General features: G+C 69.9%; 13 protein-coding genes. 8 read left to right on the forward strand and 5 right to left on the reverse strand.

The features are described from left to right. Positions 1–139: 139 nt before the first annotated feature. The 3 genes from V1460_RS24630 to V1460_RS24640 all read left to right on the forward strand — a co-directional run bounded on the left by V1460_RS24630 (position 140) and on the right by V1460_RS24640 (position 2,457). A complete protein-coding gene (locus V1460_RS24630) occupies positions 140–952 on the forward strand; it encodes a polysaccharide deacetylase family protein (protein ID WP_338675787.1) in 813 nt (270 codons plus the stop codon). A 120-nt stretch (positions 953–1,072) separates the two neighbouring features. Further along, complete coding sequence (locus tag V1460_RS24635; protein WP_338675788.1) at positions 1,073–1,843, forward strand: hypothetical protein; 771 nt, start codon at positions 1,073–1,075, stop codon at positions 1,841–1,843. 197 nt (positions 1,844–2,040) lie between these two features. Further along, positions 2,041–2,457 carry a hypothetical protein gene (locus V1460_RS24640; RefSeq protein WP_338678191.1) on the forward strand — a complete coding sequence of 139 codons (417 nt, stop codon included), beginning with the start codon at positions 2,041–2,043 and terminating at the stop codon, positions 2,455–2,457. On the opposite strand, the gene V1460_RS24645 is transcribed toward V1460_RS24640, so the two are convergent. Continuing rightward, positions 2,450–3,871 (reverse strand): NCS2 family permease, encoded by a 1,422-nt coding sequence (locus V1460_RS24645; protein WP_338675789.1) that lies wholly within the window; start codon positions 3,869–3,871, stop codon positions 2,450–2,452. The two genes, V1460_RS24640 and V1460_RS24645, sit on opposite strands and share 8 nt — an antisense overlap. Before the next feature lie 266 nt (positions 3,872–4,137). Between V1460_RS24645 and V1460_RS24650 the strand changes: the two genes are divergently transcribed. From V1460_RS24650 to V1460_RS24660, 3 genes are all read left to right on the forward strand, one after another. Then, the gene (locus V1460_RS24650; protein ID WP_338675790.1) at positions 4,138–4,347 is read left to right on the forward strand and encodes a hypothetical protein; all 210 of its coding nucleotides are present in this window, start codon (positions 4,138–4,140) and stop codon (positions 4,345–4,347) included. Between the two features lie 59 nt (positions 4,348–4,406). Beyond that, positions 4,407–4,637, forward strand: a complete 231-nt coding sequence (locus V1460_RS24655) for a hypothetical protein (protein ID WP_338675791.1) — start codon at positions 4,407–4,409, stop codon at positions 4,635–4,637. Between the two features lie 82 nt (positions 4,638–4,719). Further along, on the forward strand, positions 4,720–5,892 hold the full coding sequence (locus V1460_RS24660; RefSeq protein WP_338678192.1) for a TerD family protein: 1,173 nt from the start codon (positions 4,720–4,722) through the stop codon (positions 5,890–5,892). Positions 5,893–6,149: 257 nt separating this feature from the next. Here V1460_RS24660 and V1460_RS24665 read toward each other — a convergent pair whose 3' ends face one another. Beyond that, entirely contained in the window at positions 6,150–7,715 is a 1,566-nt protein-coding gene (locus V1460_RS24665) for a hypothetical protein (RefSeq protein WP_338675792.1), read from the reverse strand. Between the two features lie 203 nt (positions 7,716–7,918). Here V1460_RS24665 and V1460_RS24670 point away from each other — a divergent pair, with 203 nt between their 5' ends. Both V1460_RS24670 and dapA read left to right on the forward strand, forming a co-directional pair. After that, the gene (locus V1460_RS24670) at positions 7,919–9,769 is read left to right on the forward strand and encodes an endonuclease/exonuclease/phosphatase family protein (protein ID WP_338675793.1); all 1,851 of its coding nucleotides are present in this window, start codon (positions 7,919–7,921) and stop codon (positions 9,767–9,769) included. Between the two features lie 274 nt (positions 9,770–10,043). Further along, a complete protein-coding gene (gene dapA / locus V1460_RS24675; RefSeq protein ID WP_338675794.1) occupies positions 10,044–10,964 on the forward strand; it encodes a 4-hydroxy-tetrahydrodipicolinate synthase in 921 nt (306 codons plus the stop codon). 15 nt (positions 10,965–10,979) lie between these two features. Here the strand turns inward: dapA and dapD are convergent, their stop codons facing one another. From dapD to V1460_RS24690, 3 genes are all read right to left on the reverse strand, one after another. Next, positions 10,980–11,981 carry a 2,3,4,5-tetrahydropyridine-2,6-dicarboxylate N-succinyltransferase gene (gene dapD, locus V1460_RS24680; protein WP_338675795.1) on the reverse strand — a complete coding sequence of 334 codons (1,002 nt, stop codon included), beginning with the start codon at positions 11,979–11,981 and terminating at the stop codon, positions 10,980–10,982. Positions 11,982–12,233: 252 nt separating this feature from the next. Continuing rightward, positions 12,234–12,782 carry a TetR family transcriptional regulator gene (locus V1460_RS24685; RefSeq protein ID WP_338675796.1) on the reverse strand — a complete coding sequence of 183 codons (549 nt, stop codon included), beginning with the start codon at positions 12,780–12,782 and terminating at the stop codon, positions 12,234–12,236. Further along, on the reverse strand, positions 12,782–13,102 hold the full coding sequence (locus V1460_RS24690) for a multidrug efflux SMR transporter (RefSeq protein ID WP_338675797.1): 321 nt from the start codon (positions 13,100–13,102) through the stop codon (positions 12,782–12,784). Before V1460_RS24690 ends, V1460_RS24685 begins: the two co-directional genes overlap by 1 nt. Positions 13,103–13,164 lie beyond the last annotated feature (62 nt).

Consider the following 13,164-nt stretch of genomic DNA (forward strand, 5'->3'; position numbering starts at 1 on the left):
CGACACCACCACATGAGACAGCCTCTAAGGGCTGTCCCGCACACGGAATGTCCGGGAACCGTAACAAGCGGATCCGCCACGCCGCCGCTCCCGTCCTCCCGGGTGGCAAACGGGCACAGGGGGAGAGCGGGGAGCGGACATGGCGCGGCACCGGAACCTGGGGATGAACGGCCGCATAATGGCGGCGGCCATCGGCGTGGCGGGGGTCGCCGCGCTCGCGGCCGCGTGGACGAGTCAAGCGACCCCACCCGCGACCGAGTCGGCCGCGCCGCCCGCCAAGGAGGCACCGGAGCCGAAGCCGATCGTGAGCCAGACCTCCGTTCCGGACCCCAAGCTCCCCGCTCCCGTCGTCAGCATGGACATCGCGCACGCCTCGGACAAGGGTGCCAAGGGCGTCAACCTGACGATCGACGACGGCCCGGACCCGACATGGACGCCACAGGTCCTCGACCTGCTCAAGGAGCATGGTGTCAAGGCGACCTTCTGCATGGTCGCAACACAGGCCAAGGCTCATCCCGACCTCGTCAAGGCCGTGGTCGCGGACGGCCACCGGCTGTGCGACCACTCCGTGTCGCACGACACGGCCATGGACAGGTCGTCGCGTGCCCGCCAGTCCGAGGAGATCCTGGACGCTGCGCGGATGATCACCGAGGCCTCAGGAGGCGTCAAGCCGCTCTACTACCGCGCTCCCGGCGGCGCTTTCACTCCTTACAGCCGCCAGATCGCGGCCTCTCGGGGAATGCGGCCGCTGGGCTGGAACGTGGACTCCAAGGACTTCAAGCAACCGGGGACGGCCGCGATGGTGACGACCGTGAAGAACGAGATCTCCAACGGGCCCACCATCCTGTTCCACGACGCGGGCGGGGACCGTAGCCAGTCGGTCGCCGCCCTGCGCGAGGTCGTGCCGTGGCTCCGGGAGCAGGGGTACGTCTTCGGATTCCCGGTGCGCTGACGCCGACCGGCCTGCGCCACGCCCTCCACTGAGTACGCCTACTCATGCCCATCGGGTCCGGGCCGAGGACGATGGGCCGTGCCGGTGTTCGGCCGGTATCGGGGCGGAAGGCGGGGGCGTATGGGCAGGTTTCCGATAGCCGTGGCGGCCGTGGCGGCGGCTGCCGCCGCGCTGGTCTTCGCCTACGCGGCGGGGGCACCGACCGCTGTGGTGCTCGGCGTCAGCGCGGGTGTACTGAGCCTTCTGTGGCTGCTGCTCCTGCTCACCCTGCCCTGGAACCTGTACTTCCGGGCACATTCCGTGCTCGCCGAGATCGCGGTGAGTCGCGAGAAGGGGCTGGTGGTCTCCCCGGTTCGGGACGCCGAGGCCGCGCGGATCGCCCGCATGATGCTCCGGACGGCGGTGGCCGGCCATGTCGTGACAGCGTCGGTCGTCGTCGCGGTCACCTGGGCGACGGGGGAGTTCACGGGATACTGGTTCGCCGCGTTCTTCCTGCTGAGCACCTTCTTCCGCCCGGCAGGCGCCTACTTCGCCCAGCTGCGGCGGCGCCTCGGCACGCTGCTCACGGACGTCATGTATCCGCGGGACGATGTCGTCGCGCTGCGCGCCCGGGTGGACCGCGCCGAGGCCGGTACGCGTGCCCTGGAGGAGAAGGCTGAGGAGCAGTACCGCGCCCTCGCCGAACTGCGCCGCACCATGGACGCGGTGTCCATGGGCGCGCACGCACGGGCCGAGGAGTCGGACCGCAGGATCGCCGCGCTGGGCAGGGAGTTCGAGTCCACGGTGAACCGCCTCACCGACAACCAGGAGATCATCGCCGGTGTGAAGGCGTTCCTGCGTCTGCTGCGCTCCGACGACACCGGTGACGGCACAGCCGCTGCCTCGGGCTGAGCGGCGACGGTCCCGGACCGCGCTGCGCGGCTGTCCTCTTCGTCGCTCGGAATCCGCGGACGCCCTGCTTCGAGCACCCCGGTGCGCGGGCGGCGGCGGTCACACGATATGCAGGAGGCTGGCCGCTCTCTTTCAACTTCCTTGTCCACCGGAGGACTTCCGTGCGCCCACTGCCTCGTTCCGTGTCCGGCTGGACCATGGCGGTGTTCGGTGTGCTCGCCGCGGCCATGGGTGTGGTGGGGTTGGTCGATCCGGACGCACTGACCCGTCTGCTGGGCTTCGCCCCCGCACCGGGCCCCGGCGGCCACCGCGCGCCGGGCGATCACACCCTGGTGTTCCTCACCGCGTCCTCGATGGCCGCGGTCAACATGGGCGTGTACTACATCCTGGCCTCCCTGGCGGACTGGCGGGCCTTCTTCCGCTGGACGGTGCCCTTTCGGCTGCTGACCTGCACGGTGTTCACCGTCGCCGTGGTCACCGGGCGGGCGCCGACCGGCTTTCTCGGTGTGGGCCTCTGGGAGGGCCTCGGGGCGGCGATCACCGGTGCGGCACTGTGGTACGAGGCCCGCCGCCGGGGCGGCCAGGACACGGCCACCCGGACAGCCCTCAGTTGATGCCGAGCAGTTGCTCGACCGGCCCGATCGCGAAGTAGACCACGAACAGCGCCGACACGGTCCACAGCAGCCAGTGCACTTCACGCGCCTTGCCCAGCACGATCTTGATGACCACGTAGGAGAGGAACCCGGCTCCGATTCCATTGGTGATGGAGTAGGTGAAGGGCATGATGGCGATCGTCAGGAAGGCGGGGATGGCGACCTCGTAGCGCGGCCAGTCGATGTGCCGCACCTGGGTCATCAGCAGGAAACCCACCACGACCAGGGCGGGGGCGGCGGCCTGGGCCGGGACGACCGTCGCCAACGGGGTGAAGAGCAGCGCGAAGCCGAAGAGGGCGCCGGTGACGACGGAGGCGAACCCGGTACGGGCGCCCTCGCCGACGCCGGCGGCCGACTCGATGTAGCAGGTGGCGGACGAGGAGGAGGCCACACCGCCCGCGACCGCCGCGGCGCCGTCGATCAGCAGTACCCGCCCGAGGTTGGGGACGTCACCGTTCTCGTCCAGCAGCCCCGCCTCGTTGGTGACTCCGACGATCGTGCCCATGCTGTCGAAGAAGTCGCTCAACAGCAGGGTGAACACCAGCAGGACGATGGTCACCGCCCCGGCCTCGCCGAAGGCACCGAAGAGGCTGAACTGGCCGATGAGCTGGAAGTCAGGAGCGGCGATGATGTTCGAGGGGACGTCGGGGACGGTCAGTCCCCAGGCGTTGCGGTCGATCTCGGCCAGCAGGTCGATGACGATCGCTACCAGTGTCATCACCACGATCGAGATGAGAATCGCGCCGCGCACCCCGCGGGCCATCAGCGCGCAGGTGAACAGCAGGCCCAGGCAGAAGACGAGCACCGGCCAGCCGGAGAGCTGCCCCGTGGAGCCGAGTTGCACGGGCACGAGGCCGGTCTCTCCCGGGATACGGCTGACGAATCCGGCGTCGATGAAGCCGATGAACGCGATGAACAGCCCGATGCCGACGCTGATCGCCTGCTTGAGCGGCTGCGGGATGGCATGCATCACGGACTCGCGCAGTCCGGTGACGACCAGCACACAGATGACGATGCCTTCCAGGACCACCAGGCCCATGGCATCGGCCCAACTCATCAATGGGGCGAGCTGAAAGGCGACCACGGCGTTCAGCCCGAGACCGGCGGCGATGGCGATCGGCAGATTGCCGCCGAGGCCCAGGATCGCGGTCATCACGGCGGCGACCAGCGTCGTCGAAGTCACCAGCGCCGGGCCGGAGAGCGTATGACCGTACTTGTCCTCGACGCCGCCCAGGATGATCGGGTTGAGCACGAGGATGTAGGCCATCGTGAAGAAGGTGGCGAAGCCACCGCGTACTTCCCGGGCGACGGTCGATCCCCGTGCGCCGATCCGGAAGTACCGGTCGAGGACGTGGTGATGCTGCGAAGTCGGCATGGCTCTCCTCGGCATGGCGGCACCGCGGATGCGCTGGTTCCGGTGGGGCATCGTTCGATGCGCGGGACCTGCTCAGACCGGGGCCGTGTGACATCACCTGCCATCTAAGGCTTCCACCGGCACGGATCTGGGGCGGCTTCCCCATCCGGGCAGGCCATTCACCCTGCCGACATGCCCGCATGAACAAGCCGACGGTTCCTTCAGCGTCGCGACACGGCGCTGCATCCCACCGGAGTGGTCGTCTGCGGATTCGGTACCACCACGATGTGGCTGGTCTCGGATATCCGGGTGAAGTCACCGACCGGTTCCGACTTGCCGACGGCCCCTACGTGGGTCGACTCCGCCAGGTGGGTGCGGCCGCGCGCTCGATGCGCGACACACCGTCGGTGCCGTCGGTGCCGCCGGTGCCGCAGCCGACGGCGAGAAAGGCCCATCCGATCGGCGCACCGGCCGCCGGTGAGCCGAGCGCACGCTGAGACCGCCGCCCGCAGAAACCGGATGACGGGCGGGGCAGGCCGCGGGCATCATTCCCGTCATGCCGAGACCTTCTGGATTCCACTACGAGCAGCGCGGTGACGGCACCGTCGCCATCACCCACCACGGCCGCTCCGCCGCAACACTGCGCGGAGCGCGGGCCGACAGGTTCCTGGCCGAGGTCGAGTCGGGGGACGCACAGCTCGTGATGGCCCGCTGGACCGGGGCGTACCGGTTCGGGAACGAGCGCCAGGCCCGCCAGCATCCGAGAAACCGTTCCGGTCGGCGGTAGACCACCGGTTCGGCCGAACCTTTTCGGCCGAAGGTAAGGGAACGGCAAAGGCGTCTCACTCGTTACCCCCGGCATGACAGCTATGACCCCCGGCTCGAACATCCCCCTGGCCGCCGCGCGCGTGGCGGTCGACGTCACCGCCCCCGTACGGCTCGACGTCTCGGGCCTGCTGCTCACGGCCGACGGCAAGGTGCGTTCCGACGACGATTTCATCTTCTACAACCAGCCATCGGGGCCCGGTGTGACCTACCGATCGGGCGGGGGCGCGGCGCCCGACGCGATCATCGTGGACACGGCGGCCGTCCCGGCAGGGATCGAGAAGATCGTCGTCACCGCGAGCCCGGACGCCGCGGGCCAGACCTTCCAGGGCATCGAGCCCACGGCCACGATCAGGGACGCCGATGGCGACTCCGTACTGGCCACCTTCACCCCGCCCCGGTTGGGCACCGAGACCGCGCTGGTGATCGTGGAGATCTATCTGCGGGGCGGCGCCTGGAAGGCCCGCGCCGTGGGCCAGGGGTATGCGAACGGCCTGGCGGGCATCGCCACCGACTTCGGGGTGTCGGTCGACGAGGAGCCGGCCGCCGCGCCCGTTGCGGAACCGGCGGCGCCCGTGGCCGCAGCGGCTCCGGTGGCGCCCGCCTCCGCTCCCGTGGCCGCGCCCGCGGCCACGGGAGGGAAGATCAACCTGGACAAGGGCCGGGTAGACCTCCAGAAGAACCAGACGGTGTCCCTGGTCAAGGGCGGTCGTCCGCTCCTCTCCCAGGTCAAGATGGGCCTCGGCTGGGAGCCGGCCTTCCGCGGCAAGGACATCGATCTGGACGCGTCGGTGATCGCCTACGGCCCCCAGCGCAACCACCTGGACAGCTGCTACTTCGGCAAGCTCTCCATCCTGAACGGCGCGATCAAGCACTCGGGTGACAATCTCACCGGTGAGGGCGCGGGCGACGACGAGGTGATCGTAGTGGACCTGGGCAGGCTCCCGGCCGATGCCACCGGCCTGGTCTTCACGGTCAACTCCTTCACGGGCCAGAAGTTCACCGAAGTGGCGAAGGCGTACTGCCGACTGCTCGATGCCGCGACCGGCGAGGAACTGGTCAGGTTCGACCTGACCAGTGCGGAGCCGCAGACCGGTGTCATGATGGCCAAGCTCATCCGGCAGTTCTCCGGTGAGTGGGAGATGACCGCGATGGGCGAGTTCGTGAAGTCACGCACGGTCCGGGGCATGGTCAAGCCAGCAGCACAGGCGCTCTGACGATCCGAGTACCGCGACCATCCGGCCCCGGTCGCCGCTCGCGCGATGGCCGGGGCCGAGTGCCGACACTTCCCCCGGGCAGGGCGGGCACGTCTCACCGGTGAGTGCCCGAGCGCCTGCTCCAGCGGGCACGCCCGGCGCGACGGCGGAACGTGCCGGTGCGCGGCCGGTCGACTTCCGCTCCCCGGGCCGGCGCCCCGGGGACTCCCACCGATGGGCGGGCGCTGGGCGGCGAAATGGAAGCCCCCTCATTCCCCTCAGACACCCGGCCGGGAACGAGCCTTGAACGCGGCCTTACGCGCCTCCTTGCCCGTCTTGCGATCCGGGTGCAGTCGTCCCATCGCCTGCAGCACCTCAGCCGTCGCGGGATGCTCCACGCGCCATGCCTCCTCGAAGAACCCGCTGTGCTGCCCGACGAGACCGGCCACGAGTCCGCTCAGTTCGTCCGACTCCCCCTCGGCGTCGAGCTGCGCCGCAATCGTGTCGATCGCCAGCCAGAGGACCATGGACTGCGGAGGCACCGGGACATCGGCGGTGCCGTGCTCCGCGAGCCACACCCGGGCGAGCCCGCCCAACTCAGGGTCGTCGAGCACCTCCCGTACGGCGGACTCGGCGTCCGCGCCTGCCAGGGACAGCGCCTGCTGGCAGTGCAGGCGCCGCAGCGGCGCGCCGCTGTCCGTGCCGCGTGCCGCGTGGAGCAGTTCGGTGGCCGCGGCGCCCGGGCCGCGGCGGGACAGCCATTCGGCGATCTCCGCCCGGGCCGCCTGCTCGGAGTAGCACGCCACCCCGTCGAACAGCGTGTCCGCGCCCTGGGCAGCGAGGTCGCCGATGGCCGGGGCCGGGACGCCCGCCTCCAGCAGTCGCGCCCTGATTCCGTAGAACCCGAGCGGTGTGAGCGTCACCAGCCCGTAGCGCGAGACGTCGTCATCCGAGCGGTCGGACGACCGGCCGGTCTGGGAGGGGGCGGCACCGCTCTCCTGCTCCAGCATCAACTCCCCGTCAACAGGCCGGTACCGCACCAGCCCGATCGCCTCAAGCAGCCGGAACTGGTCGTCGAGTCGCATCATCGCTTCCGACACCTGCTCCAGGATGTCGTCGGTGGGCTCCCCCATGTCGTCGGGCACGATCATCGACGCCGCGAGTGCCGGGAGCGGTACCGGCTTCGCGTCGCTCCCCGCGAACGCCGTGTAGGCACCGGCGGTTCCGACGAGGCTGCCGTCGACAGCGCCGCCTGCCGCCCTCTCGGTGAGAGTCAGCAGATACAGGCTGCCGAACACTCCGTCGAGAAACTCGGACTCCGCCTCCGGATCCCAGTCCAGGGCGTCCAGGTCGATCTCGCCGTGTTCGTCGACGACCGCCGACAGGTCGTCCAGCAGCGGCGCGATGGCATCGGCGCGAACCGACTCGAAGGCGTCCTGCCAGAGAGCCAGCACATCCCTGGGGCTGCCGCCCGTGACCAGCGGCAGACTGCCGCCCGCTGTGACGGATCCCGCCGTCTCGCCACCACCGTAGGCGTCGTCGGTTCCGTCGTCGGGCACGACGACCTCGGCCAGTCCGGTGTCCACGGCAACCCGCCAGGCCGCGCTGGCGTCGGCGGTCCCCTCTTCGTCGGCAGCGAACCCCAAGGCCTCGGCCGCATCCGGAAGCTGTTCGTCCACCAGCATGCCGCCCGCGTCGACCCTCGTCCCGGGACCCGCCCAGCGGGCGAGACGCACGGCTCGTGACAGCAACGGGGTACTCAGTGCGTCCCTGGCCAACTCCGCCTCCGGGCGCAGCCTCACCGGAGGCACTGCGGGGCTTACGGCGGGGCGGTCTGCTGACATCTGGCGATTCTCCTCGGCAAGCGCGTACCGGCTCTGGCGGCGCCCCCAGCGTAGACGCATTTCACCCCATGCCGACCGGTTCATACACCCGTCAAACGCCGTACACCAGGAAGCCCTTGACAAATGACATGTCCACCCAGGACATTGACGCGCGTAGAACCAGCAACACCACCCTCACACCCTCATTTTCCGGAGTTTTCCCGATGCCTTCGATCCCGAGATCAGCCGCCGTCGCGTCCGTCATGGCCTCCGCCCTGGCCGCCGGGCTCCTCGCCGGTTCCTCCTCGGCCGCCGCCGATGCCGACATCACGGCCGACACCGCCGGCGTACGCATTCACGACATCCAGGGCAGTACCCGCACCAGCCCGCTCGTCGGCCAGCAGGTGAAGGATGTCGAGGGCATCGTCATCGGCGTGCGCACCTACGGCTCTTCCCGCGGCTTCTGGATCCAGGACACGCAGGCGGACGGCAACCCGGCCACCAGCGAGGGCCTGTTCGTGTTCACCAGCTCCACGCCGACCGTCGCCGTCGGCGACTCGGTAAAGGTCTCCGGCACGGTCGGCGAGTACGTCCCGGGCGGTCTGAACTCGGGCAACCAGTCGATCACCCAGATCTCCAAGCCCACCATCACGGTGGTGTCCTCGGGCAACGCGCTGCCGGCCCCGACCACCATCACCGCCAGGACCGTCCCGTCGGCCTACGCGCCCCAGGGCGACCCGGCGGCCGCGAACAGCATCAACGGCCTGGCGCTGGAGCCCGGCACCTACGCCCTGGACTACTACGAGTCGCTCGAGGGCACCAACGTGAGCATCGGCACCTCGCGTGTCGTCGGCGCCACCGACCCGTACTCCGAGCTCTGGGTCACCGTGAAGCCCCGAGAGAACGCCACCGTGCGGGGCGGCACCCGCTACGGCTCGTACAAGTCCCAGAACACCGGCCGGCTCCAGATCCAGTCCCTGGTGCCGACCTCCCAGCAGGCGTTCCCCAAGGCGAACGTGGGCGATGTGCTCTCCGGCACGACCGAGGGCCCGCTGGACTTCAACCAGTTCGGCGGCTACACCATCACCGCCCGCACCATGGGCACGGTCACCGACAACGAGCTGGAGCGCGAGGCCACCCGCCCGCAGCGCCGCGGTGAGCTGGCGATCGCCACCTACAACGTGGAGAACCTGGACCCGTCCGACCCCCAGGAGAAGTTCGACGCACTGGCCAAGGCCGTGGTCGCGAACCTCGCCTCCCCGGACATCCTCACCCTGGAGGAGATCCAGGACAACACCGGCGCCAAGAACGACGGTGTGGTCGCCGCCGACCAGACGATCAAGAAGTTCACCGACGCGATCGTGGCGGCCGGAGGCCCGGCCTACGACTACCGCACGGTCGACCCGGAGAACAACAAGGACGGTGGCCAGCCGGGCGGCAACATCCGCCAGGTCTTCCTCTTCAACCCGGAGCGGGTCTCCTTCACCGACCGTGCCGGTGGCGACGCGACCACCGCGACCGCGGTCGCCAAGGAAGGCCGCAAGGCCGCGCTCACCCTCTCCCCCGGCCGCATCGACCCCGCGAACGCCGCCTGGGAAGCCAGCCGCAAGCCGCTCGTGGGCGAGTTCGTCTTCCGCGGCCGGACGGTGTTCGTCATCGCCAACCACTTCGGTTCGAAGGGCGGTGACGAGAGCCTGACCTCTCAGCACCAGCCGCCGGCCCGCTCCTCCGAGACCGAGCGCCTGGAGCAGGCCAAGGCCGTCAACGCCTTCGTCAAGGACATCCTGAAGGCACAGCGCAACGCGCACGTCGTGACCCTCGGCGACATCAACGACTTCGAGTTCTCGGGCACCACCAAGGCGCTGTCCGACGGCGGTGTGCTGTACTCGGGCATCAAGTCCCTGCCGCGCGCCGAGCGTTACTCGTACGTCTACCAGGGCAACAGCCAGGTGCTGGACCAGATCCTGGTCAGCCCGTCGATCTGCGACTTCGACTACGACAGCGTGCACATCAACGCGGAGTTCGCCGACCAGAACAGCGACCACGACCCGCAGGTGCTGCGCTTCCGCCCGTAGCACCCGGCCAATGACGACCGCCGCACGCCCGTGCTCGCACCGAGCACGGGCGTGCGGCGCGTCCCGCACCCGCCCCGTCGCGCCGGACAGGCTCCGTACCACCCTCGGAACCAGGGTGTGCGATGCGCATCATGACCTCGTCCTGCCCGGCGACCGAACGCCCGCACACCCTCCTGGCACGTACTCGCCGCACCTGTTTGTCAACCGGACCTAACCCTTGAACCGAAGCAGATCTAAGTAGACCTACGCGGTGCGACCGGCGGACACTGCGGACATGACGACGCCTCACCTGCCCGCATCCCCTTTCGGGCGCGCTCTCTGCGCCATGATCACGCCCTTCACCGCCGATGGCGCCCCGGACCTCGCCGGAGCACGCAAGCTCGCCGGGCACCTGGTGGCCGAGGGCTGTGACGGGTTGGTGCTGAACGGGACCACAGGCGAATCCCCCACCACCACGGACGCCGAGAAGACCGCGCTCGTCGGCGCGATCCGCGAGGAGATCGGGGACTCGGCGAGCATCGTGGCGGGTGTCGGAAGCGCGAGCACCCTGCACACCGTCGAGCTGGCCCGCTCGGCCGAAGTCGCCGGCGCCGACGGCCTGCTGGTCGTCACCCCCTACTACAGCCGTCCGCCGCAGGCCGCCGTGGAGGCGCACTTCCGGCAGGTCGCGGACTCGGTCGGTATCCCGCTGATGCTCTACGACATCCCGGTCCGCACCGGCACCAAGATCGCCCCCGAGACGATGCTGCGGCTCGCGGACCATCCGCGGATCGTGGCCGTGAAGGACTGCGCCTACGACCTGCTCGGCAGCGGCAAGGTACTGGCCCGCACCACGTCCCTCGCCTACTACGCGGGATGCGAGGAACTGCATCTGCCGCTGTACGCGATCGGCGGCACGGGTTTCGTCAGCACGGTCGCGAACGTCGCCGCGGCCCCGCTGCGAGCGGTGCTCGACGCCCATGACGCGGGCCGCCCGGCCGAGGCCGCCCGCCTCCACCGGCTCACCCTGCCGCTCGCCGAGCTGATGATGGCCTCGGGCCTGCCGGGCACGGTCACCGCGAAGGCCCTGCTGGCCGAACTGGGCCTGCCCGCGGGGGCGGTACGGGCACCGCTGCAGCCCGCCGACCGGGAGACGGTCGACGGGCTGCTGGCGGCGTACGACGAACTGCGAGGCGCAATCCGTCCCGCCGCGTGATCCGACGGCGGACCCTCAGTTGTGGCTGTGCAGCACCTCGTTGAGGCCGCCCCACACCGCGTTGTTCGGGCGGGCCTCGACGGCTCCGGTGACCGAGTTGCGGCGGAAGAGGATGTTCGAGGCGCCGGAGAGCTCGCGGGCCTTGACGACCTGGCCGTCCGGCATGGTGATCCGCGTACCGGCGGTCACGTACAGACCGGCTTCGACGACACACTCGTCGCCGAGCGCGATCCCGACACCCGCCTCGGCGCCGACGAGGCAGCGCTCGCCGATCGCGATGATGACGTTGCCGCCGCCCGAGAGGGTGCCCATGGTGGAGGCGCCGCCGCCGATGTCAGAGCCGTTGCCCACCACCACACCGGCGGAGATCCGGCCTTCGACCATGGAGGTGCCGAGCGTGCCGGCGTTGAAGTTGACAAAGCCCTCGTGCATCACGGTGGTGCCCTCGGCGAGGTGCGCACCGAGTCGGACACGGTCGGCATCGGCGATCCGGACGCCCTTGGGCACGACGTAGTCCGTCATCCGCGGGAACTTGTCGATCGAGGTCACCTGGAGGTGCAGGCCCTCCGCGCGTGCGTTGAGCCGGACCTTCTCGATGTCGTCGACCGCGACCGGCCCCAGCGAGGTCCACGCGACGTTGGAGAGGAGCCCGAAGACACCGTCGAGGTTCTGGCCGTGCGGCTTCACCAGGCGGTGCGAGAGCAGGTGCAGCCGGAGATAGGCGTCATGGGCGTCCAGCGGCTTGTCGTCCAGGGAAGCGATGACCGTGCGGACGGCGATGATCTCGACCCCGCGGCGCGCGTCCACGCCGACGGCCTTGGCTGCGCCCGAACCCAGAAGGGTGACCGCCTGGTCGGCGGAGAGGCGTTCGGTACCGGCCGGACCGGCTTCGGCTGAGAGCTCGGGGGCAGGGAACCAGGTGTCGAGCACGCTGCCGTCGCCGGCGATGGTGGCGAGGCCGGCGGCGACGGCGCCGGTGGTGCGGGGTGCGGTGGTGCTGTCGGGCGAGTCAGTCATACGCAGAACCTAACCGGCGGGGCAGGGCGGGTGCGAACCGGTCTCAGGTGCCGATCCGCCGCACGGTCCGGTACGACACACCTCTCCGCCGCACGGGCCCGGGTGCGGCGTGGTCCGACCGACCCCGTCAGGTTCAGGCCATGCGGGTCATACCCGCTCCGTATCTGCTGTCGGTCGGGTCACCCCGTTGTTACCCGTACCTCCCGAGCGGTTCACGAGGACTGCCGGGAGAGGGACGCGCACCACGCGCCGTCAGCCGCCGCCCAGTACGCGGGCCAGCATCTCCCGGGCGAACGCCTCGTCGTAACCGGTGCCCGTCAGCAGCACCTGTACGCAGATTCCGTCCATCAGGGCCATCAGCGCCCGCGCCGTCACCGGGTCGGTCCGGCGGGACAGCACCTCGATGACGTCATCGGTCCACTCGGCGGCGACCGTCCGAAGGGCGGGTCTGCGCAGAGCCGCCAGGTAGAGCTCGTACTCGAGCTCCACACCGGTCCGTTCACCGGCGAGCCACTCCCCCACCAGCCGGGCGAGCCCCCCGGCGAGATCGGCTTCCGGGTCGGCGAGCACCTCGCTGGTGCGCAGCAGTTCGGCGAAGCCCTCGTTCGTCTGCCGCAGCGCGGCGATGAGCAGTTCGTCCAGGGAGGCGAAGTGGTAGGTGGTCGAGCCGAGCGGTACGTCGGCTTCGGCCGCGACCGTGCGATGGCTCAGCCCTGCGATGCCGTCCCGTCCGACCACCCGGATCGCGGCGTCGATGAGGCGCTGGCGCCGTTCGGGGTCATACCGCCTGCGGCGCGGCATCAGTGTGCGCCGCCCAGGTTGAGCACGATGACCCCGACCACGACCAGGGCGATACCGGCGATCTTCATGGCGTTCGCGGGCTCGCCGAGGAACACCATGCCGATCGCCGCCACCGCGGCGGTGCCCACTCCTGCCCAGATCGCGTAGGCCGTGCCGACCGACAGCGTCTTCAGTGTCTGCGCCAGCAGCGCGAAGGCGATCACATATCCCACGATGGTGACCACCGACGGCCACAATCTGGTGAAGCCGTCGCTGTACTTCATCGCCGTGGTGCCGGCCACCTCTGCCGCGATCGCCGCGGCCAGCAGTGCGTATCCCATGCGTACGAGTGTACCCATCGATACGTACGACCGTACGCACCAGCCGCCACCCCGTACCGCTA

The organism is Streptomyces sp. SCSIO 30461, from assembly GCF_037023745.1.
GTDB lineage: Bacteria > Actinomycetota > Actinomycetes > Streptomycetales > Streptomycetaceae > Streptomyces.